This is a genomic window from Bradyrhizobium sp. HKCCYLR20261, from assembly GCF_051168435.1.
Classification (GTDB): domain Bacteria; phylum Pseudomonadota; class Alphaproteobacteria; order Rhizobiales; family Xanthobacteraceae; genus Bradyrhizobium.
This window is the reverse complement of record NZ_JBNPUZ010000003.1, coordinates 194,883-218,169: the sequence shown is the minus strand read 5'-3', so window position 1 is coordinate 218,169 and position 23,287 is coordinate 194,883. Positions and strand designations below refer to the sequence as shown.

Sequence of the window (23,287 nt, the reverse complement as noted above, 5' to 3'; positions counted from 1 at the left end):
CGATCTCGCGCGCGGCCGATCATCGACCGACGGCGTCGGCCCAGAGCAGGGGATGAATGGTCAGCACGGCAGCCAGTGCGACGGGCAGGACCCATGCCCACTCCCGCATCAGCGGCATCGCCAGCGCGGCCACCAGACAGCCGGTCAGAAAGCCGCCCAGCAGATGCAGAGCCCGCCTCAGCCGGCCATCGTCCGCGCGCGTCAGGGGATGTCCGTTCGTGAGCGCGTCCATCAGGCCCAGGACGACGTTGGCGAGATTTCCGGTCATGACCGCGGTCGACACCGCCTGAGGCAGCGCCAGCCGGAGCAGCGCATATTGCGAAGCCATGGCGGCGACCGCGAGCAGTACGGCGATCCCCGCAACCGGGCTCTGCGGTGCTGCCGAAAGCCGACCCGTTACGCAGAGCAGCAACACTGCGGCGAGCAGGCCGGTCTGCAGGCCGAGCAGCAATCTCACGAGCGAGACGCCGCGGCGCTTTGAAAGCCGGGCGATGAGCCAGAGGAGTGCCAGGGCGCTCGCGAACATGGGAAGCGCCGCGAGCTGCGCCCAATAGACGGGACCGCCGTCGACGGCCGCCGCGCTCGCGACCACCAAATTGCCGGTGATATGTGCGGTGAAGACGTGGCCGAGCATGAAGAAGCCGGTGAGATCGACCATGCCGGCGATGACGCTCAAGGCCGGCGGCAGCAAGTCTTCGAGGCATCGTCGCGCTGCAATGTCGGAATCGCCAGGTGCGGAAGCTGTGGGCTTGGCGATCACGAAAGATCTCCCGCAACGTCTCTCATGATGCGTTCATGGCCTCTCTGATGCGCGCGGCGGTCAGCGGCAGGTGGTAGAGTCTCCGTCCGATGGCGTCGCGGACCGCATTGGCGAGGGCGGCACCGGTCGGGCCTTGCGCAGCTTCGGCAATGCCGAGAAAGGGCGCGCCAGGCTGATCGATGATGTGGACGTCGATCGTGCCGGGGACGCTGGCGAAACGCATCACGGGGTAGGCCGACCAATCGATCGACGTGACCCGCGTCCGGTCGAAGCTGACCTGCTCGAACAGCGTCCAGCTCGCGGATTGGATGATCCCGCCCTCGATCTGGTTGCGTACGCCGTTGGGATTGACGACCTCGCCGGTGTCGACCGCTGCGATCACGCGCGCGATGCTGATGACGCCCGTCTGGTCGTCGACGGCGATCTCCAACGCAATGGCGCAATAGGCTTCGAGGTTCTTGTATTGAGCGAAGCCGAAGCCGTAGCCGCCGCCTCGTTTCAGCGCAGGCCGCGTCGACCAGCCGAACTCGTCGGCGGCTCTTTCGATGACGGCACGGCCGCGCGCGTTGTCGAGATGCAAGAGCCGGAAGGCGACGGGATCGTGGCCGGCGGCGCGCGCGAGATCGTCCATCGTGCTTTCGATCGCGACCACGTTGAGATAGCCACCCAGCGAGCGCATCGACGAACCACGAAGCGGCATCTCCGGGAGGAAATGGCTCACGACCCTTGCATTGGGGAGCTTGTACAGCGGGATCGCGTTTCGATCGCCGCCGCCTTCCGGTTGCGCGAGCGCGACCGGAGGCGCCGGCGGAAACGGGTTCGCGATGTCGCGGGCCGCCAGCAACGTTCCGGCAGGACCCGGCCGCATCATGTGCGATTGGCTCCAGACCTCGTGGTGCCAGTCGCTGATCATCCCATCCTGGCCGACGGCAGCGCGCAGCTTCGTCACCATGCCCGGACCGAATGGCTCCCAGGAATGCTCCTGCTCCCGCATCCACTGGACGCGAATGGCGCGGCCCGGCAGCGCGACGGCGAGCAGGGCGGCGTCAGCCGCCACATCGTCCGCGCCGTTGTGGCCGTAGCAACCGGCGCCTTCGGCATGGATGCAGCGCACTTTATCCGGCGACAGCCGCAGCAGTTCGGCAATCGCCTTGCGAAGCGGAAACACGCCCTGCGTATGCGTCCAGATCGTTAACTTGTCATCTTGCGTCTGGGCGACGGCACAGGACGGACCGATCGATCCATGCGCGAGATAGGGGCGGGTAAATGTCGCTTCGATCGCGTGCCCGGCTTCGCCATGTTGCCCCTGGTCGAGGATGACGGTGTCTTCCGACGGCAGAGCCATCAACGTGGTGGCAAGCCTTTCTTGATCCGGCAAAGTTGCTGTTTCCCGCCACGTCGCGTGAGTGGCCAGCACGCGCATGGCCTGGACCGCCGTCCATTCCTGCTCGGCCACGACGGCGAGAAAATTGCCGTCGCGGACCACCTTCACAATTCCGGTCATGTGCTGGAGCGCTGAGCTGTCGACGCGTTCGAGAACGGCACCCGGACTCGGTGGCCTGATCACTCGCCCGTGCAACATGCCAGGCAAGCGCATGTCCTGGACATAGGCCGCTCCGCCCGTGACCTTGGCGGGGATATCGACGCGATGCACCGGACGTCCCATGACCTTGAAGTCGGCGGTTGCGGTGAGCTTCGAGCTTGGCGCGGCGCTGACTTCGAGGAGATGATCGCTGACGAGGTTGCCATATGACAGGCGAGCTCCGTTGCTGCCGACCACCGCGCCATTCTCGGCGTGGAGCATGGCCCGATCGACATCGAGGCGCCGGGCCGCTTCGCCGATGAGTATCTCGCGAACTTGCGCCGCCGCGTTGCGGATGGCTGTGCCCGAATCCTGAACGGAATGGCTCGCTGCCGTATAACCCTCGTCGGCGGTCAGGCCGGTATCGGCTGTGATCAGCTTGAGTGCGCTCGGCTCGACCTTGAGCTCCTCCGCAGCGATCTGCAGCAGCGCCGTCTTCAGCCCTTGTCCGAGTTCGGCCTTGCCGGTCAGGATCGTGATATCGCCGGTTGCATCGATACGGATCCAGGCATCGAGCCGCGGTGTGCCGGCCAGGCTGCCGGGCAAGGATGGTTTTGGCGGAGCAGCGGACGTTGCCGTTTGGCTCCAGGCCCGTCGGGAGGCAATGCTGAAGGACAGAACCAGCGCGCCGGCGCCGGCCAAGACATCGCGGCGTGTGACGATCGTGCTCATGGCGCGACGTCCGCCGTCGTCGAGGTCGCAACTGCCTTGGCGGCACGCTGGATGGCTCGCAGGATCCGCATGTGCGTTCCGCAGCGGCACAGATGGGGTTGGAGCTCTTCGCGGATCAACGCGTCGGACACCACGGGCACCTTGTCGAGAAGCGCCTTGGCCCGCATCATCATGCCGGGAATGCAATAACCGCACTGCGCCGCCTGCTCGTCGATGAAGGCCTTCTGGAGCGGGCCGGGATGCTCGACGGTCCCGAGACCTTCGAGCGTCGTGACCTCGCGGTCGGCCGCCAGCATCACCGGCGTGATGCAGGAGAAGATCGCATCGCCGTCGAGGATCACGGTGCAGGCGCCGCATTGACCGAGGCCACAGCCATATTTGGCGGCATTCAGGCCGAGCTCATCGCGCAGCACGTAGAGCAGCGGCGTATCCGGCGAGGATCTGATGTCGCGCGGCGTACCATTCAGCGTGATTGTGAGCATGACGATCCCCCTCATCGATCCGGGTTGAGTCTTTGGGCCCTGGCTTTCCGCTGTTCGGCAATAGCCGTTCGAACGGTGTCGTCGACGTCGGCCCAGGGCGCGGCGGTGGTGAAGCTGCTGCGGAGATAGCGCGCGAGGTCGGAGATCTGCCCCGCGCTCATCGCGCTCGAGAAGCTCGGCATGATCGGACCGGCCGTGCCGTTCGAGGCCGGAATTCCGCTCAGGATGATGTTGATCAGATTGTCCGGGCTGTCGTCCGTGATCGCGGTCGACAGTGAAAGCCGGATCGCACCCAAGGGGAGGGGGCGGTCGCTGGCGTGACAGGACGCGCACGCAGTCGCGTAGATGCCGGCTCCATCTGCCGTGCCGGCCACGGGCGTGGGCGCCTGGGAGCCCGCGGATTGCGGGACAATTCCTGGGCCCTGCTCAGGCAATGGTTGAGCCGGTTGGGCGTTTGCTTCAGCGGTTTCAGGCTTCGACAGCGAGGCCATGTAACGGGCCATGGCAATGATGTCCTGCTGTGGGACTTGAGCGAGGTTCGCGACCACGGGGGCCATAGGTCCGCGGGCGACGCCGTGAAGCGGATGAAAACCACGCGACAGATATTGCGTAAGCGCTGCTTCGTTCCACGGGGTTGGCGCTTGAGAGGCTGCGCCGAGGGCGTAGGCCCGCCAGCCCTCGGCTTCGCCGCCCGCAAACGCACGCGACGTCTTCTCGGCTCCCATCACGTTTCGTGGCGTGTGGCAGCCGCCGCAATGGCCGAACCCTTCAACGAGATACTTCCCGCGATTCCAAAGCTGGTCACGCGATGGGTCGGGCTCGAAGCGGCCGCGATCGAGAAACAGCAGCTTCCATCCCGCGAGGACGAGGCGGACATTGATTGGAAACGGCAAGGCGTTGGGCGGAGGCGTCGACGTCACGGGCTCGCGCGACATGAAGAAGGCATAGAGCGCCCGAACGTCGTCATCGGAGATCAACGTGAAATGATCGTAGGGGAATGCCGGGTAAAGGTGCCGTCCTTCGCGATCGACGCCCTCACGGAGAGCTCGCGCGAACGCGGCCTCTGACCACCGCCCGATGCCTGTCTCCGGATCGGGGGTGATGTTCGTCGAGTAGATCGTTCCGAACGGCGTGGGCATCGCGAGGCTGCCGGCAAAAGTGCGGCCGCCGGGCGCGGTATGGCAGGTCTGACAATCGCCGAGCAGGGCGAGCTCGGCGCCCCTTCTGACAAGTGCCTGGTCGAACGTGGCCGGAGCCGGCGGCGTGATCGGTGCAAGAGCCGGCTGCCACGCATAGAACAGAGCGGATCCAGCTCCGACGATGCCGATCGCCGCTGCTGCGATGACAACACGCGCCCTTCTCATGCGACGTCGCCTTCCTTGATCGAGCTCGGGGAGTGCCGTTCGGCTGAAGTCATCCGTCAGACCTCGCTGCGCCCTTTGATCGGAGCGCCGCTCGTCCCGGCCTTCCGGCGAAGGAAATTCCTGGCCTGCGCCGCTGTCGCCAACCCGGCGAGCACCAGTCCGAGCGTCGCGACTGCGGGCCAACCGCCGGATTGCCAGGCAGCCGTCACAGCCGCGGAGCCGAATGCGCCGCCCAGGAACATGCAGCCCATCAGCGCGGTGTTCAGCCGGCCGCGCGCCTCGGGCCTCAAGGCGAAGACGATATGCTGGTTGCCGACCAAGGCCGTCTGCATCGCCAGATCGAGCAGGATGACGCCGACGACCAGGCCCGTCAGCGACGACCAGAGGCCGAACACCGCCCAGGAGACCAGCGTCAGGATCGCGCCGCCGAGAACGGCGACGGACGGACCTCGCTGATCAGCAAAGCGCCCGGCCAGCGGAGCAGCGAGGATGCCAATGGCGCCGACGATCCCGAACAGGCCAGCGACATCGGCCCCGAGCCCGAACGGAGGGGCCTGCAGCCGGAAGGCAAGCACGGTCCAGAACGCAGTGAAGGCGGCAAAGATCAAGCCTTGCGTCACGGCGGCAAGCCGCAGCTCCGGAAACTCGCGCCACAGATGACCGATCGAGTTGAGGAGCTGCAGATATCCGAGCTTCGAAGCGGCGGGGCTGTGCGGAAGCGTCAACGCCATGAGGCCTCCCGCGCCGAGCGCCAGGGGGACGCCGAGCCAGAACATCTCGCGCCAGCCGGCATGCGTCGCGACCAGGCCGGCAAGGGTGCGGCTCAGCAGGATGCCGGTCAGTATGCCGGCGAGAATGGTGCCGACCGTGCTGCCGCGACGCTCCGGGGCCGCCAGATGCGCTGCCAGGGGAACGATCTGCTGGGCGACGGTCGAGAACAGGCCGACGGCCAGTGAAGCGAGCACGACGAGCAAGGCGTTCGGCGCGATCGCGGCGAGGACCAGCGAGACGGCCAGGAAGGCGAATTGCATGATGATCAGCCGGCGGCGCTCGACGATGTCTCCGAGCGGGACCAGCAGGAACAGTCCGGCGGCGTAGCCGAGCTGCGTCGCTGTCGGGATCAGCCCGGCAAGACGGCCGGGCAACTCGGCTTCGATCAACGCCAGCATCGGCTGATTGTAGTAGATGTTGGCGACGGCGATGCCGGCGGCGCTCGCCATGGCAAACATCAAGCCTGTGGACATGCCTGGGGAGAACGACGTCTTGGCCGATGCCTGGCTCATTGCGATTGACCTTCCAGCGCGATAGCTATGGGCCATCAAGTATCGCAAGCCGCGCGCGAGCGTAGACACCTCAAAGTATGATTGAAGCTCGGCGCGATTCGATTGTTGCTTGCGAGCCCATCGCGATCTCGACGCACGCGGCGGGAGCGACTCTGAAATGTGCAAAGTCGCCTCGCGGCGCGCTTTGGTGTCCGAGCTTTGCTCTCATCTGGTGCGGGCCAATTCTGCAATCCAGCGTGGTCAAATTGGCGCTGGCACCAATGGCTACCCACGGCATCAGACGCCGCCGCGGCCTGAGCGGGGTGTCGCTCAACACACTTGTTCTGTTCAACGCGCTGCCTTCTGCCTGCATCGTGGCGCGGCTCCTGGGTGGTGACCACCGCGTCGCGGCCGGCATCATCAGCTTTCAGACGCTGGTTGCCGCGTTGACCATGCCGCTGTTTCTCGCGCTCACGACCTGACAGTAGAAGGTCCCACGGTGCGGGTAATCCGTCGTATCCTGCATCTATGCGTTGCAAATGGGTTGCAATCTGATCTCGCGCCGATCTGAATGATTATTCGCGTCGATGTGTGTCGCCATGAAACAAATAGCGCGCGGCGCTCTGATCTTTGAATGCCCATTTCATTGACCAAAACGCATCCTGCGCAGATATTCAGCGCCGTCATCGCTCAACCGGGACTCGCCAAGATGAGAATGAGATCTGCAGCCCGCCGCCTGGTGCGCAAGCGCCTCGCCGGACGCTGCTTCTCGGCGGCGACCGGGGCCTGTTGCTGATCGCTGCAGCCGAATTCACCTCAATCATCGATTTGCAGATCCGACAGGAGCGCCGCTGCGCAAGGCGGCGAATGATCAGTCATGCCGACAGCCTTTGTCATCGAAGTCTTCAATCGCACCGCGGGCATCGTCACGGCCGACGAGCGCGGCTTCAGCTTCTTCTCGTCCGAGCGCGCGTTCGACAGCCTGGAAGGGCAGTCCTTCACATCGGCGCGCGATGCCGAGCGCGCAGCCCGTGCGCTTGTCACCAGCGGTGGCGGACGCCTGCGCCGCGGCTCCGTCTAACTCATCCCATCGACATCGAAGGATATGGCTCATGAGCTTCTACAGGGACTTCAACGACAAGCTCGCCATCCAGGCCTGGAACGGCCGGAAGCGCGAACCCTATGAGACGATCGAGGTCAGGCAACTCGGTCCGACGGTCGGCGCTGAGATCGGCGGGGTCGATCTTTCCAAGGATGTGCCGGAGGCGCAGTTCGCGGAGATCCACCGCGCGCTCGACGAAAATCTGGCGATCGTGTTTCGCGATCAGGACATCTCCAAGGAGGACCACAAGCGCTTCGCGCGCCGCTTCGGCAAGTCGCTGCATCGGCACGAACTGGCGGCAACGCGTTTCCGTCATGATGGGCCGTTCGATCCGGAATTCCTGTCGTGGAAGACCGATGCCAATTCGCGCTTCACCGCCGGCGACGGCTGGCACCCGGACGTCTCCTGCGACCCGAGCCCGATCGCGGTCTCGCTGCTGCGGGTGACGAAGACGCCGCCGCTCGGCGGCGACACCGCCTTCGCCAACATGTATCTCGCCTATGAATTCCTGTCGGATCCGATCAAGCACCTGCTCGACGGCTTGACCGCGATCCATGACGGATCATTGGCCTGGACCGCCGGCTACGGCGCCAAGCCCGATCCCGGCAAGACCTATCCGCAATCAGAGCATCCGGTGATCGTGACCCATCCGCGCACCGGCCGCAAATTCCTTTACGTCAACGCGTCCTTCACCTCGCACATCGTGCAGCTGACGCGTCGGGAGAGTGACGCGCTGCTGCAGCTCTTGTTCCGCCATGTCGAAAGCCAGCTTGCGCTGCAGACCCGCGTGCAGTGGCAGCCCAACTCGCTGCTCGTCTGGGACAATTGGGCGAGCCAGCATCATGCCGTGTGGGACTACTATCCCGAGGAGCGCTGGGGCGAGCGGGTGTCGGTGGTGACCGGCGAGAGCCCGCGGGCACGGCTCGATCTCAGCGAGGCTGCGGAGTAGGGCGTTCGCGCCGCGGCGAGAGCGATCTCTCCCGCGGCGTCAGCCCGGGCCGAGATGAACCAGGAGCAGGCGACAGACCGCGTCGTCGGCCAACTCGTCGGCGCGGTCGAGATAGATCGCCGTCTCGCCATGGGTCGCCTCGCGCAGCGCGAGCCGTTCTGCCTGCGCGGGACGTTTGAGCCGGCAGAAAGAGTCGATTGCCCGCAGCAAGGCCGGTGATCGCACCACGCTCTGCGCCGCCATGTGATCCCTCGCGGCAAACACGAAGGCCGGGTACGGGCCCAGGTCGATGGCGAAGACCTGCGAAGCTGCGGCTGACATTTGCGTCGGATGGGTGCTGTTGGTCGGGAGCGCGTTGCAATATCGATCAGTGTAGGAGCAGGGTGAAGGTCGTCAATGAAATGGGACAGGCGAATTTCGGTGTGATCGTGCAACAATTTGCTGCTGGGTCGACGCGACCGCCGGCAGAGTCTCGGTTGCGGCCATGTCATGCCAGCCATGCCCTCGCGTGGGAGGCGGCGAGCGGAAGAAAACGACGGTTGCAAGCTTCAATCGGTGGGCAAGCTCTTTCCACGCCGGGCCGCCTCGGAAGCAGAACCGTTGCTATTTCGAGCATCGGCTTGTTCTGTCCGCCGGCGCCGATCAAGCTCCATGCAATCGCATGAAATTGCCCGGAGACATCCCATGAGCCTGATCGAGAGAAAGATCGAAGCGCTGCCCTTCGTGCTCGCCGAGCTGAACTATCTGGCGCCCATTGCGTCCAAGCCGCGGACCTACGCGTTCGATCCGCCGCCGGGCGAGCCGAAATCCACGGCGCTGCCGGAGCCGCACCGGGTGCCGGTGTTCGACGGCCGCCCGATCGCGTCATCCTTCTCGCTCGACCGCGAGGGCTTTGCGCTGGTGCGGCACCCGACCTTCGTGCGTGACTTCACCAATGAGAAGGAAATCCGCTCCGTCTATTACCCGGCGGCGGAGGCCTTCATTCGCGCGACCTTGCGGGCCGATCGCGTCGTCATCTTCGATCACACCGTGCGCAAGCGCGTGCCCGGCGCCCCCGATGTCCGCGATGGCGGGCCGCGTCAGCCGGCGACGCGCGTCCATGTCGACCAGACCGTGACATCGGGCGTCAATCGGGTGCGCGAGCACCTCGGTGACGAGGCTGACGCGCTGCTGCGAGGGCGGGTCCAGGTCATCAATCTCTGGCGCCCGATCATCGGCCCGCTCCGTGACAGCCCGCTCGCGATGTGCGATGGCACCACCGTCGCGCCGGAGGATCTCGTCGCCTCCGATCTGATCTATCCGAACCGCAACGGCGAGACCTATTCGGTCACGTACAATCCGGCGCATCGCTGGTTCTATTTTCCGGAGATGACGGTGGACGAGGCGCTGCTGCTGAAATGCTACGATTCGGCGACCGACGGCCGCACGCGGTTCGGACCGCATACCGCCTTCGTCGATCCGACCACGCCGGCGGATGCCGCGCCGCGCGAGAGCATCGAGCTGCGGACGCTGGTGTTCCATGACAGCTGAGAATGCATCGGGGAGCATGATGTTTCACGACGCGCCAACGCTCGAGAAGCTTCGTCCATGATTTCGGGCATTTCTGAAATTGCCTCGGGGCTGATCGCGGGCGATGGTGAGCTGAATGCGTGCGCTGCAGCACGTCAAGTCAAGGTCCTCTCATGAATGCCCACTCGTCCCTCGCTGTTGCCGAGCCGATCCGGCCGGTGGAAGCGATCGTGCCCGAAGCCGCCGTCGCCGCGCCGATGGTCCGTTTCGAGGCGCTCTCCAAGACCTATCCCGCCTATCGCGACAAGCCGGCCGTCGCGGCGCTCAAGGAGATCGATTTTGCCATCGCGCGCGGCTCGATCACCGGTGTGATCGGGCGCTCCGGCGCCGGCAAGTCGAGCCTGGTGCGGCTGATCAACGGGCTGGAGAAGCCGAGCACCGGCCGGGTCATCGTCGATGGGCGCGAGATCTCGGCGCTCAGCGGGCAGCAACTGCGGCTGGCGCAGCGCTCGATCGGGATGATCTTCCAGCACTTCAACCTGCTGTCCTCGCGCACGGCCGCCGACAACATCGCCCTGCCGCTCGAGGTCGCCGGCTGGACAAAGGCCGATATCCGAACGCGGGTCGGCGAACTGCTCGAGCTGGTCGACATCGCCGACAAGCACGACCGCTATCCGTCGGAGCTGTCCGGCGGACAGAAGCAGCGCATCGGCATTGCGCGCGCGCTGGCGACGCGGCCCGACGTGCTGCTGTCGGACGAGGCAACCTCGGCGCTGGATCCGCAGACCACGCGCGCCATTCTCGACCTGCTCGCCAACATCAACCGCGAGCTCGGCGTGACCATCATCCTGATCACGCACGAGATGTCGGTGGTCCGCCAGCTCGCCAAGGAGGTGGTCGTGATCGATGACGGACGCGTGGTCGAGCGCGGCCATGTCGCTGACATCTTCACCCATCCCAAGCACCCGACCACGCAGACCTTCCTGGCCGAAGCACTCGGCGATGCCGTTCCGGTGTCGCTGGCGAGCCGGCTCGTGCAGGAGCCGACGGGAATCGGGCAGGCGGTCATTCGCGTGCAGGTGCGCGGCACCGATGCCGGCGACACCTTGGTCGCGCGGCTCGCCCGCGAGCTGTCGATCGACGTCGCGCTGCTGTCGGCGCGCATCGACGAGATCGGCGGCCAGCATGTCGGATCGCTGATCCTCGGCATCCCCGGTGGCGAGGCTGCGGCGCGGCAGACGCTCGCTTATCTCTCTCAACAACAGTTCGCAGCGGAGCGTCTCGGCTATGTCGCCTGAGCTCATCAACCTGATCGTCCAGGCCACCGGCGAGAGCCTGTTCATGGTGTCGACCGCGGCGCTGGTCGCGACCGCCCTCGGTCTGCCGCTCGGCATCTTCCTGGCGACCAGCCGCAAGGGCGAGCTGTTCGCGGCGCCCGCCGTGAACGCGGCGCTCGGCGTCGTCGTCAATGCGACGCGCTCGACGCCCTTCATCATCCTGGTCGTCGCGATCATCCCGTTCACGCGTCTCGTCGCCGGCACCTCGATCGGCTCGGGCGCCGCGATCGTGCCGCTGACCGTCGCAGCGACGCCGTTCATTGCACGGCTGGTCGAGGCGGCCATCCGCGAGGTTGATGCCGGCCTTATCGAGACCGCGTCCTCGTTCGGCGCGACGCCGCTGCAGATTGTGTTCAAGGTGCTGATCCCGGAGGCGCTGCCCGGCCTCGTGCTGGCGCTGACGCTCGCGGTGGTCAGCCTGCTCGGCTACTCCGCGATGGTCGGCGCCGTCGGCGGCGGCGGCCTCGGCGATCTCGGCATCCGCTACGGCTATCAGCGCTTCATGCCGGAGATGATGCTGGCCGTGGTGGTCGTGCTGATCGCACTGGTGCAGACGGTGCAGACGGTCGGCGATCACCTTGCGCGCCGGCTCAATCGGCGCTTGAGGCAGCGCTGAGCTGACGCAGACACGGTTTCAATCGACGCAGCCGAGCAGGAGGAAACGACCATGAACGAGATCGTCGAACGCCCCAGGAAGTTTGCGCTGGTCGAACGTGCGCCCGCAGCCACCTTCGAGGAGGAGCGGCTGCATCGCAAGCGGCGCCTGGCCGCGACCTTCCGGCTGTTTGCGCGCTACGGCTTCGATCAGGGTCTGGCGGGCCACGTCACCGTGCGCGATCCGGAATTCCCCGACCGGTTCTGGATCAATCCGCTGTCGACGCATTTCAGCCAGATCAAGGTTTCCGACCTGCAGCTCGTCGATCACGACGGCAACATCCTGATCGGCAACAAGCCGATCAACCAGGCCGGCTTCGTCATTCATTCCGCGATCCACGCCGCGCATCCGCACGTGATCGCCGCCGCGCATACCCATTCGACCTACGGCAAGGCGTTCTCCGCGCTGGGCCGTCTGCTCGATCCGCTGACGCAGGATTCCTGCGCCTTCTACGACGATCACGTGCTGTTCGATCCATTCACCGGCGTCGTGCTCGATGCCGAGGAGGGCAGGAAGATCGCGGCCGCGCTAGGCACCAAGAAGGCTGCCATCCTGCAGAACCACGGCCTGCTGACGGTCGGCCCGACCATCGAGGCGACGGCGTGGTGGTATATCGCGATGGACAATGCCGCACGCACGCAGTTGCTGGCCGAGGCCGCGGGGCCCACAAAACCCATTCCGCACGAGATCGCCAAGCACACGGCGGGGCAGGTCGGTACCCACAAGGGCGGCTATTTCAGCTTCCAGCCGCTGTGGGACTGGATCACGGCGCAGGAGCCGGATCTGTTCAACTGAGTGAGAGCGCGTAGCCCGGATGAGCGTCAGCGACATGCGGGGTCTCCTCGGCAGCTTGTGCGACCCCGGATGTCGCTGACGCTCATCCGGGCTACGCGGGGAGAGAACAAATCGATCGGCAAGGAGCCGAATAAAGAACATTCGTACACAAACATTGATGTCGGAAGCGCGTCCATTGTTTTGTTCGCAGCTGCGATTGATCCCCCGCGGCACCAGGGCTAGTCACCAGCGGAACTCTTTTGTTTGGTTGGAGACTTGAATGTTACGTTCCGTTATCGCCTTGGCCGCCTTGCTGTCCGTCGCGCTTCCCGCGCAGGCCGAAACCATCCGCGTCGGTGTCACCGCCGGCCCGCATGCCGAGATCATCGATGTCGTGAAGAAGGTCGCCGCCGAGCGCGGACTCGACATCAAGGTCGTCGAGTTCACCGACTACGTGATTCCGAACCAGGCGCTGGCGTTGAAGGATCTCGAGGCGAACTCGTTCCAGCACGAGCCCTATCTGAAGAACCAGATCTCCAAGACCGGCTGGAAGATCGTCAAGGTCGCCACCACCATCGCCTCGCCGCAGGGCGTCTACTCGCAGAAGTACAAGACGCTCGCCGAGCTTCCCGAGGGGGCCAAGGTCGCGATCGCAAATGATCCGTCGAACGGCGCGCGCGGGCTGATGATCTTGGCGCTGCATGGCGTGATCAAGCTGAAGGATCCGAGCAACGTCGCCGCGACGGTGGCGGACATCACCGACAATCCCAAGAAGCTGAAATTCGTCGAGCTCGACGCCGCGCAGCTGCCGCGCGCGCTGGCCGACGTCGACCTCGTCTCGATCAATAACAACTACGCCGTCCAGGCCGGGCTCAATCCCGCCAAGGACGCGATCGCGCGCGAGAATGCGGAAGGGCCCTGGGTCAACATCCTCGCGGTGCGCGAAGAGGACAAGGACAAGCCCTGGGTCAAGCAGCTGATCGAGGCCTACCACTCCGAGCCGGTCAAGGCATTCCTCGACACCCGCTTCAAGGGCACCTACATCGCCACCTGGTGATCCCTGGCTGCGGCCAGCGCCGGCGCATCGACCTTCGGTACGGTGATCTGGCGGGCCTGCAACAGCCGGCTCGCCAGATCGGCACATTGGCTGCGGATGTCGGGGATCGCGATGATCTCCCAGAAGGCCGCCCGCGTCAGCGGGCCGATCGCGAACAGCCGCTGCGAGGGCGTGCCATCGGCGCCGACGATGGCACAATCGGCCGTGACCTCGATGCCGATCCGCAAGGGATCGCAGCGCGCCAGCCCCTGGTCGAACAGGCTGCGGACTGCGTGATTGGCAGTGGAGCGGGGATCTCTGACAATGCCCGTGCAGTCGATGACGGCGCCGACCTCGAGCGTCTCGATCTCGCTGCGGCCGCGCCGGCGATAATGCGCGCGGGCCCCTTGCGTGCCGCCGTCGATCTTGACGAGCTTGGCCGCAGCGATGCGGAGCTGGCCGTCCGCGATCGCGCGTGCGATCCGCTCCTCGACCTCGGGCGCCATGCGGTGGCGATGCACGTCCCACCACGCCCGCGCATGCTCCAGGAAGCTGCGCTTGGACGCCGGCGGCAGGTCCTGCCACAGCCGGTGGCTGAACGGCCTCACCGCATCGATGACGGCACGCCAGTCGCCGCCCTCGGCGATGTGTGCTTTGATCCGCTCCCGGAACCAGCGCAGCAGAACGCTGCCGCGCGCACCGAACGGAACCTCGTCCTCGCTGATCTTGCAGGGGCTGATGCGCCGATGTCCCCTCGCCATCAGGCCGCGTCGCGAAATCGCGAGGATCGGGCCGCGATGGCCCTCGCGCAACAGCGACAGCACGTAGTCCGCCATCGTCAGGCCGGCGCCGAGAATGAGCACCGCCGAGTCGCGGCTGAAGCCGGGAACGGACGGGTTGATCCAGGGATCGGCATGCCAGGCCGAGCGCGGGATCGCGGCATCGTGGCCGGTGGCGAACACCGCGACGTCGCCGAGCTGGCGCGTGCCGTCGGCGAGGCTGACGGTGACGCCGTCGCGGCCTTCGCTGACCGCCACGCATTCGCCCTGGATGATGGCGAGCCGCCGCGCACCGTTCTCGGTCGCAAGGTGGGGCGCGATCAGGCTGGCGATGTAGTCGCCATAGAGCCGGCGGGGCACGAAGCAGAACGGATCGGGACAGAGCTGAAGGCCATGCTCATGGGTCGATAGCCAGCGCCAGAAATGGTCGGGATCATCCGGCAACGCGCTCATATTGGCGGCGCGCACGTTGAGCAAATGATCGGCATTCCCGGTGTGATAGGCCAGCCCGCGGCCGACCTCCGAACGCTTCTCGATCAGGGTGACGCGGATATCGGATTCCGGGCGCTGCAGCAGCTGATAGGCCAGAAGCACGCCGGATGCGCCGCCGCCGACGATGATGATATGTCGTTCCGGAAAACGGCTCATGCAGAGATGCCTTTTCTCTCGCGCGCGGACGATGCGTAACGTTCATAATCTAGCACGTAAACCGGCGGCCGGCTTCGGAAAGACAAATCTTCCAAGTCTCGGCATGTTCCGGTCGAATTTGTTCCAGGAAAGTGCGGATTGTTGTCGCAAGTATGTCGTCATGAACGACGGCACATGAGAATTGTCATAAGCGCCGACTGGAAGGCCGGGCGACGACGGGGCCGGGAACGCGCAACCGAATTCTTCTCCGATCACGGATCGCGGTGAGAACAGAGCGTTCGAAAATCGCGCAATTCTGAAATTGCCAGCGGCGGTTCACTGGATGACCATGCCCGTACATGTGCGTCGTTTGCGCGCAGGGCTGCGGAGTTCGGACCATGGTTGTGCGAGCGATACTGAGAGGACCAATGGGAGCGCGCGCCTTGCGGGTGACGCGTCGGATCGCCTCGTGACAGCTAACGTGACTGATCCACTCGTGCTCACCGCCGATGTGCTCGTGATCGGCGGCGGCATGGCCGGCGCCTGGGCTGCGATCTCGGCCGCGCGTGCCGGCGCGCAGGTGATCCTCGTCGACAAGGGCTATTGCGGCACCAGCGGCGTCACGGCTGCGGCCGGCCCGGGCCATTGGTGGGTGCCGCCTGGTGCTCGCGCGCAGGCCGTCAGCCAGCGTGTCGTCGCCGGTCTCGGACTCGGCGAGGCCCCATGGATGCACGCGATCATCGACGAGACCTGGCGCACGCTGCGGACGCTCGCGAGCCATTATGCGTTCGGCATCGATGACGATGGGCAGACCAATTATCGCGCCGTTCGTGGCCCCGAATACATGCGGGCGCTGCGCGCCGTCGCGCGGGAGAGTGGCGTCACCATCCTCGACCAGTCGCCGGTGCTGGAACTGCTGGCGCGCGGCGACGGCACGATCGGCGGCGCACGAGGCCTTCGCCGTCAGGACGGCGATCGGCCTTATCAGATCGCGGCGGGTGCGACCGTGCTCGCCGCAGGCGGCACCAGCTTCCTGTCGCACCTGCTGGGATCGCGCACCAACACCGGCGACGGCTATCTGCTCGCGGCCGAAGCCGGCGTGGATCTCTCGGGCATGGAGTTCACCGCGGCCTACACGATCGCGCCGGCGCATTCGACGATGACGCGCAGCATGGCCTATGCGTTCGCGACCTATTACGACGCCGACGGGCGCGAGCTCGATCTGCCGTTCGGACCCCAACAGACGATCGGACTGGCCAGGGCGCTGCTCGCGGGTCCCGTGTTCTGCTCGCTGCAGCGTCTGCCCGACGATATCAAGGCCCGGCTGCACACGATCTCGCCGAACGTGCCGCTGGTGTTCGATCGCTGGGGCATCGATCCCTGGCGCCATCGCTTCGAGGTGACGCTGCACAATGACGGCACGATCCGCGGGCTCGGCGGCGTGAGGGTTGACGATGTCGATGGCCGCACGTCGGTGCCGGGGCTGTTCGTCGCCGGCGACAATGCCTCGCGCGAGAAGGTGGCTGGTGCGATCTCCGGGGGCGGCAACATCAATTCGGCCTGGGCGCTGACCTCCGGCGTCCGCGCAGGACAGGCCGCCGCGCGGCTGGCGCGCAGCATCGGAGCGAAGGCCTCGCCCTTGACGCCGCTCGGGCAGGCCGGCCTGCGGCCGCGCTTGCGGACCCGTGCGCTCGATCACGACGCCATCAGGGCCGGAGTCCGCGCCGAGATGCATCCGTTCGACAAGAACCTGTTCCGCAAGGAATCGACGCTGGCGGCGTCGCAGCGCGAGCTCGATGGTTTGTGGCGCGAGATCTCCGACCATGCGGGCGGCGATGTCATGCGCTCGCGCGAGACGGCGGCCCTGGTCGCCACGGCACGCTGGTCGGTCGCGACCGCGCGCCGCCGGACCGAGAGCAGGGGCCTGCATCGCAGGATCGATCATCCCGGCCTCGACCCAAAGCTGGCGGTGCGGCTCGTCAGCCGTGGCCTCGATCGCGTCGAGATCGCAGCCGATACGCGCCCCACGCGGGAAGCTCCGATCGCGCTGGAAGCTGCGTCATGATCGAGCTTATCCTTGCCGATCGCTGCACGGATTGCGGCGCCTGCGTCGAGGTTTGCCCGACCAACGTGCTCGACCGTGCCGCGTCGGGACCGCCGCTGCTGGTGCGGGTGGAGGACTGCCAGACCTGCTTCATGTGCGAGCTGTATTGCCGGGCGGATGCGATCTACGTCGCGCCCGATTGCGACCGCCGCGTCGCGATCACGCCGGAGGAGGCGGTGGCCTCGGGGCGGCTGGGCCAATATCGCAAGCATTCCGGCTGGGACGAATGGGCCGGGCAGTTTCCCAACGAGCAATGGCTGATGGAAACGGTCTTTCGCCGCGCCGGCGAGGCCGCGCGCGCAGCCGAGACGGACGACACGAGGACAGCATGACGATCATCACCCACCGGCCGGGCGCCCTGGTCGGCCTCGACGGCTTTCCGGGACCGGCCGACCGCCCGGACAGCCCGTTGTCGCAGGCGCTGCAGCAGCCGCTGCTGCTCGGCCTGTTCCTGCCGATCCAGGCCGGCGGCTGGAGCGCCTCGACCTTGCCGCGCACGACGTCATGGCATTTCGACTACAACCGCGACCTGGTGCTGGCGGCGGAGAACCTCGGCTTCGATCTGGTGTTCGCGCTGTCGCAATGGCTGCCGAAGGGCGGCTATGGCGGCGTGTTCACGGGCGAGGCGCTCGACTCCTTCATGACCACGGCCGCGCTGACGAGCCTGACCAAGCGGATCATCCTGATCTCGACCATCCACGTGCTCTACGGTCCGATGCACCCGCTGCATCTGGCCAAGTATGGCGCGACGCTCGACCATATCTCCAATGGCCGCTGGGGCATCAATGTCGTGACCGGCCATCGTGCCGCCGAGCACGAGGCGTTCGGCTGGAGCCGGATCGATCACGACCGCCGCTACGAGCTCGCGGCCGAGTTTCTCGAAGTGCTGCAGCGGCTGTGGGGCGACAGCGAGAACTACTCGTTCTCCGGCCAGTCGTCCTGGAAGCTCAACGGCGCCTTCGTGACGCCGAAGCCGCGCTTCGGCCGGCCGGTGCTGGTCAACGCCACCGGCTCCGATGCCGGCATCGCCTTTGCCGCGCGCTATTCCGACATCGTCTTCATCACCAGCCCGGCCGGCTCGAGCTTCGAGAGCGCGATCCCTGCGCTGCCGGCGCATACCGCGCGGGTCAAGCAGGCGGCGCGCGACATCGGCCGCGAGGTGCGCACCCTGCTCAATCCGATGGTGATCTGCCGCGAGACCGAGCGCGAGACCTGGGCCTATCACGACGCCATCGTCGCCCATGCCGATCCTGTGGGCAGCTTTCACAATCTCGACAGCGACGCCCATGCCTGGCGCGGCCGCGTCGGCGTCGATGCGCCCAAGCGCCGAGCGATCGGCGGCAACATCGAGGTGATCGGCACGCCGGAGCAGGTGGTCGAGCAGTTCGTGCAGCTCAAGAAGGCAGGCGTCGACGGCCTGCAGCTGTCGTTCTACGACTTCAAGCCGGATCTCGACTTCTTCGGCCGCCGCGTGCTGCCGCTGATGGAGCAGGCGGGCTTGCGTCAACCGGTGATTGATCCCACCGCGGCGCAGGCGGCGGAGTAGCTGGACCTTTCGACATCGCACGCATGATCCGTCGGGGGATTGCCGTTGTCCGCCGGGTCGGCTTTGCTGGGCGCCGACGCGCACGCAACTATCGAACATCGGCCGTGACAATGGCGTACGGGCCGGCATGGGGACTGGAATGACGATCATCGAAACGAGGGCACCGATCACTCCGAGCGACGACATCACCGCGGCGTTGCGCAAGCGCTATGGCGCGGACATCCCGGCCATCGCGTCCGGCGCCGAGGAGATCCTCGGCCATCTCCTGGCGCACCGCTCGATCCGCAGCTACCGCCCCGATCCGGTGCCGCCGCACACCGTGGAGACCTTGGTGGCTGCGGCGCAGTCCGCAGCGTCCTCGTCGAATCTGCAGACCTGGAGCGTCGTCGCGATCGAGGATCCCGCGCGCAAGCAGCGCTTGTCGGAATTCGTGGGCAACCAGAAGCACGTCCGCGAGGCGCCGCTGTTCCTGGTCTGGCTCGCCGATCTGTCGCGCGCCGAGCGGCTGGCGCGGCGGGAAGGGCGCCCCGATGACGGCATCCATTTCCTGGAGACGCTGTTCGTCGCGATCATCGATGCAGCGCTCGCCGCGCAGAATGCCGTGGTCGCTCTCGAGGCGCTCGGGCTCGGCTCTGTCTATATCGGCGCGATCCGCAACCGTCCGCAGGCGGTGGCCGAGGAGCTCGGCCTGCCGCCGAACGTGCTGGCCGTGTTCGGCCTCTGCGTCGGCTATGCCGATCTGGCAGCCGGTGAGGACGTCAAGCCGCGACTGCGACAGGGCGTGGTTCTGCATCGCGAGCGCTATGCGCCGACCGACGAGATCCACGGCATCGCCGCCTATGACGAGACCTTGCGCGCGTTCCAGACCAGCCAGGGCGTGGCGCCCGTCGGCTGGCGTGACACGGTGCTCAACCGGCTCGGCTCGGCGAAGGCGCTCAACGGCCGCGACAGACTGGCCGAGGCGCTGCGCGCGCTCGGCTTCGGATTGAAGTAGCTGCGGACCCGCAGAGATCGGCGGCGGCCCGGGACGGACCGCCGCGATGGCTCACTTCATGTAGTCGGGCAGGGTGAAGCCGTCATAGAAGCGATCGGCGAGGATCGCGGCCTTGAAGCCCGGTGATTTGTAGCCGTCCACGATGTCCTTGGCCCAGGCGGTCTCGGCGTTGCCGCGCTTCACGGCGACCACGTTGATGTAGGGCGTCGTCATCTTCTCCAGGGCGAAGGCGTTGGTCAGCTTCAGGCCGCTGAAGATCGCAAAGTTGCCCTGGATGGCGGCGAAGTCCACATCATCGAGCGCGCGCGGCGCCTGCGCCGCCTCGAGCGGGACGATCTTGATGCCGCCGGGATTCTTGATGACGTCGAGCTCGGTGACGTCGATCGGCTTGGAGTCGCGGATCTCGATCAGGCCGAGATCGCGCAGGATCCACAGCGCGCGCTGCAGGTTGACCGGATCATTGGGCACCGCGATCTTCGCGCCCTGGCCGATCTTGGTGCCGAGCGGATGCTTCTTGGAATAGATCCCCATCGGCGGCGTCGGCACGTGCACGATGCCGGTGAGGTCGGTCTTCTGCCGCTCGTTGTAGGAGTTCAGGAAGATCGTGTGCTGCATGACATTGGCGTCGATCTCGCTCTTGAACACGGCGTTGTTGGCCTCGAGCCCGGTCGAGAACTCGACATAGCGGATCTGGTAGCCCTTCTTCTGCAATTCGGGCGCGACGCCGATCTTGAACTCGTCGATGTAGGGGCCGGGTACGAAGCCGACCTTGAGCTCCTTCTTCTCGGAGGCTTGGGCCAGCGCGCCGCTGCTGGCGGCGATCGAGAGAAGGGAGGCGGCGAGCAGGCCGACGAATTGCGATCTGGTGATGTGATGCATGTGACTTCCAAGGCTTGATATGGCTTGAACCAAACGAAAGGCGGCGCGGGCGCCTGGCTTGGCGTCCGCGCCGCCCGTGAAACGGCGCTCAGGCGATCGCCTGGACCGGATGGCTGTAGAGGCTGGCGGGTCGATCCAGCCCGTAATGCTCGCGCAAGGTCCGGCCCGTGTACTCCGTGCGGAACAGGCCGCGCTTGCGCAGGATCGGTACGACGTGCTCGGCGAACAGGTCGAAGCCGCCGGGCAGCCAGGGCGGCATCACGTTGAAGCCGTCGGCGGCGCCGTTCTCGAACCAGGCCTGGATGTTGTCGGCGATTTTCTCCGGCGTGCCGGCGATCACCCAATGGCCGCGGGCGCCGGCGAGGCGCTGGATCAGCTGACGGATCGTCGGCTTCTCGCGGTCGACGATATCGACCACGAGCTTGAAGCGGCTGGCGACGCCGCGTGCGCCGTCGGTCTCGATCAGATGACGCGGGAATGGCCCGTCGAGCTCGAAGCCCGAGAGATCGAGCCCGAGCATCTGACGCAGCTGCACCAGCGAGTACTCGGGCTGGATGAGATAGTTGAACTCCTCCTGCAGCCGGTCGGCTTCGTCCTGGGTCGACCCGATGAACGGGCTGATGCCGGGCAGGATCTTGACGTGATCGGGATTGCGGTCGAGCGCGCGCGCCTGGCGCTTGATATCGGCATAGAACTCCTGCGCGCTGGCCAGCGTCTGGTGCGCGGTGAAGATCGCTTCGGCAAAGCGCGCGGCGAAGGCGCGGCCGTCCTCGGACGAGCCGGCCTGGACATAGACCGGCCGACCCTGCGGCGAGCGCGGCACGTTCAGCGGCCCGCGCACGCGGAAGTACTTTCCGACATGATTGAGCGGATGGACCTTGTCGGTGTCGGCAAAGATGCCGGACGCGGGGTCATTGACCACGGCGTCGTCCTCCCAGCTGTCCCACAGCGCAGTGACGACGTCGAGAAACTCCTTGGCGCGCTCGTAGCGCTCGTGGTGCGGAGGATGCTCCGGCAGGCCGAAATTCTGCGCCGCCTGCGCCGCACTGGTCGTGACGATGTTCCAGCCGGCGCGGCCGCCGCTGAGATGATCGAGCGAGGCGAACAGGCGAGCGAGATTGTAGGGCTCGTGATAGGTCGTGGATGCCGTGCCGATCAGGCCGATATGGCTGGTGGCGGCGGCGATCGCCGACAGCCAGGTGATCGGCTCGAAACGGAAGCGCTGCGCATAGCGGACATTGTCGGCCAGCGCAGGACCATCGGCAAAGAAGATCGCGTCAAACTTGGCATGCTCCGCCGTTCGCGCCAGCTGCTGGTAATAGCCGATATCGAGCGCGCGGCTGGCGGATGATCCTTTGTAGCGCCATGCCGCCTCGTGATGGCCGCCCGGATAGATGAAGAGATTGAGGTTCAGTCGACGACGCTGGCTCATGGGGCGCTCGTGGGCTGGATTGTCGGGGGAGGCGAAGCGATCGCTTGGAGTATGGCTATCGCGGCGTGTCGGTCACAACGCGGCACGGCGATTGCGGCCACCGCAGGCGTCGCGCGAGCTCGACGGCAACACGGCCGATGCCTGCGCCGAGATCGCGACCGCGCAGGTGAAGCTCGTGAAGCAGCGGCCTCTCGGCGGGCGTGCTGTCGCGGAGCACATCGCTGCGACCCGTGGGCGGATCCTGGTGCAGGCTGATCATGGCGAGAGGGTCGAACATCACGGCATCCGTCGAGGCGCGACCATCACGGCATCGTTGATGCCGGCCGCGCGAATGCGAAAATCTAGCTTTTGTAGGACGATGCTGTCGATGAAATGGATTTGCATTGTTACCCGCGGCACGAGCATGAATCCGTCGTGCGCATCAGCGACCGGGGATCTCCATTTCGATCGCCCGTTCCAGCAGATCCACGTCCGCTCAGGAGGTCTGCAGGTTCGGTCCGCCGACCTTGTTGCGGAGCGTGGCCTGGGTGACGACGCTGTTGGGCGGGACGTCGTGCGTCAGCCAGACATTGCCGCCGATCGTCGATCCCTGGCCGATCGTGATGCGGCCGAGGATGGTGGCGCCGGCATAGATGACGACATCGTCCTCGACGATCGGATGGCGGGCATCGCCCTTGATCAGCGTGCCGTCCTCCTCGGTCGGGAAGTGTCGAGCGCCCAATGTGACTGCCTGGTAGATCCGGACATTATCGCCGATCACGGCCGTCTCGCCGATGACGACGCCGGTGCCGTGATCGATGAAGAAGCCGGAGCCGATCCGCGCCCCCGGATGGATGTCGATTCCGGTCCTGGTATGGGCGATCTCGGCGATCAGCCGCGACACCAGGCGTGCACCGAGACCGTAGAGAAGGTGGGCCAGCCGATGATGGATGATCGCCGTCATGCCGGGATAGCCGATCAGGATCTCCGGAAAGCTCTTGGCCGCGGGATCGCCGACGAAGGCGGCGCGCAAATCGCTGATCAGGATGCCGCGCAGCGCGGGCAATTCTTTCGCGAAGCTGTGGGTCAGTTCGATGGCCTCGGGCTGACGAAATCCAGGGATCAGCTCGTCGCCGACGAACAAGGCGGCGCGGTGGATCTGGTCGGACAGCAGGTCGAGGCCGACGCTCAGCCGGTGGCCGACGAAATAGTCGATGTTCTCGCTATCGAGGTCGTACTGGCCATAGTGTCGCGGAAACAGCGCCTCGGTCAGGGCGGCGACGACCTGCGCCAGCTTCTCGCGCGAGGGCGGCCGGTGGATGACACCGTCCTTCCGGATGCTGTGGGTCTCCTCGCGCGACACGCGCAGCTCCGCCACCAGCCGATCGAGGCCCCAGCGTTCGCCCGCCGGGGCCGGCGTCTCTGCGCCGGAGCCTGGACGATGTCTCATACCGTCTCCCCCA

General features: G+C 66.0%; 23 protein-coding genes. 12 read left to right on the top strand and 11 right to left on the bottom strand.

Features of this window, described 5'->3' with window-relative positions; genetic code table 11:
* Positions 1-19 precede the first annotated feature (19 nt).
* The 5 genes from ACQR1L_RS08135 to ACQR1L_RS08115 are packed head-to-tail and all read right to left on the bottom strand — an operon-like array spanning position 20 to position 6,143.
* Entirely contained in the window at positions 20-760 is a 741-nt protein-coding gene (locus ACQR1L_RS08135) for a DUF1275 family protein (RefSeq protein ID WP_434857437.1), read from the bottom strand.
* Between the two features lie 22 nt (positions 761-782).
* Complete coding sequence (locus tag ACQR1L_RS08130; RefSeq protein ID WP_434857800.1) at positions 783-3,014, bottom strand: molybdopterin cofactor-binding domain-containing protein; 2,232 nt, start codon at positions 3,012-3,014, stop codon at positions 783-785.
* A complete protein-coding gene (locus ACQR1L_RS08125) occupies positions 3,011-3,496 on the bottom strand; it encodes a (2Fe-2S)-binding protein (RefSeq protein WP_434857436.1) in 486 nt (161 codons plus the stop codon). Before ACQR1L_RS08125 ends, ACQR1L_RS08130 begins: the two co-directional genes overlap by 4 nt.
* Before the next feature lie 11 nt (positions 3,497-3,507).
* The gene (locus ACQR1L_RS08120) at positions 3,508-4,860 is read right to left on the bottom strand and encodes a c-type cytochrome (RefSeq protein WP_434857435.1); all 1,353 of its coding nucleotides are present in this window, start codon (positions 4,858-4,860) and stop codon (positions 3,508-3,510) included.
* A gap of 56 nt (positions 4,861-4,916) precedes the next feature.
* Positions 4,917-6,143, bottom strand: a complete 1,227-nt coding sequence (locus ACQR1L_RS08115; RefSeq protein ID WP_434857434.1) for an MFS transporter — start codon at positions 6,141-6,143, stop codon at positions 4,917-4,919.
* A gap of 260 nt (positions 6,144-6,403) precedes the next feature.
* Between ACQR1L_RS08115 and ACQR1L_RS08110 the strand changes: the two genes are divergently transcribed.
* The 3 genes from ACQR1L_RS08110 to ACQR1L_RS08100 all read left to right on the top strand — a co-directional run bounded on the left by ACQR1L_RS08110 (position 6,404) and on the right by ACQR1L_RS08100 (position 8,173).
* A complete protein-coding gene (locus ACQR1L_RS08110) occupies positions 6,404-6,604 on the top strand; it encodes a hypothetical protein (protein ID WP_434857433.1) in 201 nt (66 codons plus the stop codon).
* A 395-nt stretch (positions 6,605-6,999) separates the two neighbouring features.
* Complete coding sequence (locus ACQR1L_RS08105; RefSeq protein WP_434857432.1) at positions 7,000-7,203, top strand: hypothetical protein; 204 nt, start codon at positions 7,000-7,002, stop codon at positions 7,201-7,203.
* A gap of 31 nt (positions 7,204-7,234) precedes the next feature.
* A complete protein-coding gene (locus ACQR1L_RS08100; protein ID WP_434857431.1) occupies positions 7,235-8,173 on the top strand; it encodes a TauD/TfdA dioxygenase family protein in 939 nt (312 codons plus the stop codon).
* A gap of 39 nt (positions 8,174-8,212) precedes the next feature.
* On the opposite strand, the gene ACQR1L_RS08095 is transcribed toward ACQR1L_RS08100, so the two are convergent.
* On the bottom strand, positions 8,213-8,416 hold the full coding sequence (locus ACQR1L_RS08095; RefSeq protein WP_434857430.1) for a hypothetical protein: 204 nt from the start codon (positions 8,414-8,416) through the stop codon (positions 8,213-8,215).
* A gap of 441 nt (positions 8,417-8,857) precedes the next feature.
* Here ACQR1L_RS08095 and ACQR1L_RS08090 point away from each other — a divergent pair, with 441 nt between their 5' ends.
* The 5 genes from ACQR1L_RS08090 to ACQR1L_RS08070 all read left to right on the top strand — a co-directional run bounded on the left by ACQR1L_RS08090 (position 8,858) and on the right by ACQR1L_RS08070 (position 13,505).
* Positions 8,858-9,703, top strand: a complete 846-nt coding sequence (locus tag ACQR1L_RS08090; RefSeq protein WP_434857429.1) for a CmcJ/NvfI family oxidoreductase — start codon at positions 8,858-8,860, stop codon at positions 9,701-9,703.
* Between the two features lie 152 nt (positions 9,704-9,855).
* Positions 9,856-10,980: a methionine ABC transporter ATP-binding protein gene (locus tag ACQR1L_RS08085; protein ID WP_434857428.1), complete on the top strand. Its 1,125-nt coding sequence runs from the start codon at positions 9,856-9,858 to the stop codon at positions 10,978-10,980.
* Positions 10,970-11,635, top strand: coding sequence for a methionine ABC transporter permease (locus ACQR1L_RS08080; protein WP_315705772.1), 666 nt, complete (start codon positions 10,970-10,972; stop codon positions 11,633-11,635). Before ACQR1L_RS08085 ends, ACQR1L_RS08080 begins: the two co-directional genes overlap by 11 nt.
* A 21-nt stretch (positions 11,636-11,656) precedes the next feature.
* The gene (locus tag ACQR1L_RS08075; RefSeq protein WP_434857799.1) at positions 11,657-12,469 is read left to right on the top strand and encodes a class II aldolase/adducin family protein; all 813 of its coding nucleotides are present in this window, start codon (positions 11,657-11,659) and stop codon (positions 12,467-12,469) included.
* A 259-nt stretch (positions 12,470-12,728) separates the two neighbouring features.
* Positions 12,729-13,505 carry a MetQ/NlpA family ABC transporter substrate-binding protein gene (locus ACQR1L_RS08070; RefSeq protein WP_434857427.1) on the top strand — a complete coding sequence of 259 codons (777 nt, stop codon included), beginning with the start codon at positions 12,729-12,731 and terminating at the stop codon, positions 13,503-13,505.
* Here the strand turns inward: ACQR1L_RS08070 and ACQR1L_RS08065 are convergent.
* Positions 13,487-14,911, bottom strand: a complete 1,425-nt coding sequence (locus ACQR1L_RS08065) for an FAD/NAD(P)-binding protein (protein WP_434857426.1) — start codon at positions 14,909-14,911, stop codon at positions 13,487-13,489. The genes ACQR1L_RS08070 and ACQR1L_RS08065 overlap by 19 nt on opposite strands.
* 448 nt (positions 14,912-15,359) lie before the next feature.
* Here ACQR1L_RS08065 and ACQR1L_RS08060 point away from each other — a divergent pair, with 448 nt between their 5' ends.
* The 4 genes from ACQR1L_RS08060 to ACQR1L_RS08045 all read left to right on the top strand — a co-directional run bounded on the left by ACQR1L_RS08060 (position 15,360) and on the right by ACQR1L_RS08045 (position 19,534).
* Positions 15,360-16,955 (top strand): FAD-dependent oxidoreductase, encoded by a 1,596-nt coding sequence (locus ACQR1L_RS08060; protein WP_434857425.1) that lies wholly within the window; start codon positions 15,360-15,362, stop codon positions 16,953-16,955.
* A complete protein-coding gene (locus ACQR1L_RS08055; protein ID WP_434857424.1) occupies positions 16,952-17,326 on the top strand; it encodes a 4Fe-4S binding protein in 375 nt (124 codons plus the stop codon). Before ACQR1L_RS08060 ends, ACQR1L_RS08055 begins: the two co-directional genes overlap by 4 nt.
* Positions 17,323-18,540, top strand: a complete 1,218-nt coding sequence (locus tag ACQR1L_RS08050) for an LLM class flavin-dependent oxidoreductase (RefSeq protein WP_434857423.1) — start codon at positions 17,323-17,325, stop codon at positions 18,538-18,540. The genes ACQR1L_RS08055 and ACQR1L_RS08050 overlap by 4 nt, the downstream gene beginning before the upstream one ends.
* 139 nt (positions 18,541-18,679) lie before the next feature.
* Positions 18,680-19,534 carry an NADPH-dependent oxidoreductase gene (locus tag ACQR1L_RS08045; protein ID WP_434857422.1) on the top strand — a complete coding sequence of 285 codons (855 nt, stop codon included), beginning with the start codon at positions 18,680-18,682 and terminating at the stop codon, positions 19,532-19,534.
* Positions 19,535-19,585: 51 nt separating this feature from the next.
* Here ACQR1L_RS08045 and ACQR1L_RS08040 read toward each other — a convergent pair whose 3' ends face one another.
* The 4 genes from ACQR1L_RS08040 to epsC form a co-directional block, all read right to left on the bottom strand.
* Positions 19,586-20,413 (bottom strand): MetQ/NlpA family ABC transporter substrate-binding protein, encoded by an 828-nt coding sequence (locus tag ACQR1L_RS08040; protein ID WP_434857421.1) that lies wholly within the window; start codon positions 20,411-20,413, stop codon positions 19,586-19,588.
* 88 nt (positions 20,414-20,501) lie between these two features.
* Positions 20,502-21,845: an LLM class flavin-dependent oxidoreductase gene (locus tag ACQR1L_RS08035; protein ID WP_434857420.1), complete on the bottom strand. Its 1,344-nt coding sequence runs from the start codon at positions 21,843-21,845 to the stop codon at positions 20,502-20,504.
* Between the two features lie 55 nt (positions 21,846-21,900).
* A complete protein-coding gene (locus ACQR1L_RS08030; protein WP_434857419.1) occupies positions 21,901-22,122 on the bottom strand; it encodes a hypothetical protein in 222 nt (73 codons plus the stop codon).
* A 198-nt stretch (positions 22,123-22,320) separates the two neighbouring features.
* Positions 22,321-23,274: a serine O-acetyltransferase EpsC gene (gene epsC, locus ACQR1L_RS08025; RefSeq protein WP_434857418.1), complete on the bottom strand. Its 954-nt coding sequence runs from the start codon at positions 23,272-23,274 to the stop codon at positions 22,321-22,323.
* Between the last annotated feature and the right edge of the window lie 13 nt (positions 23,275-23,287).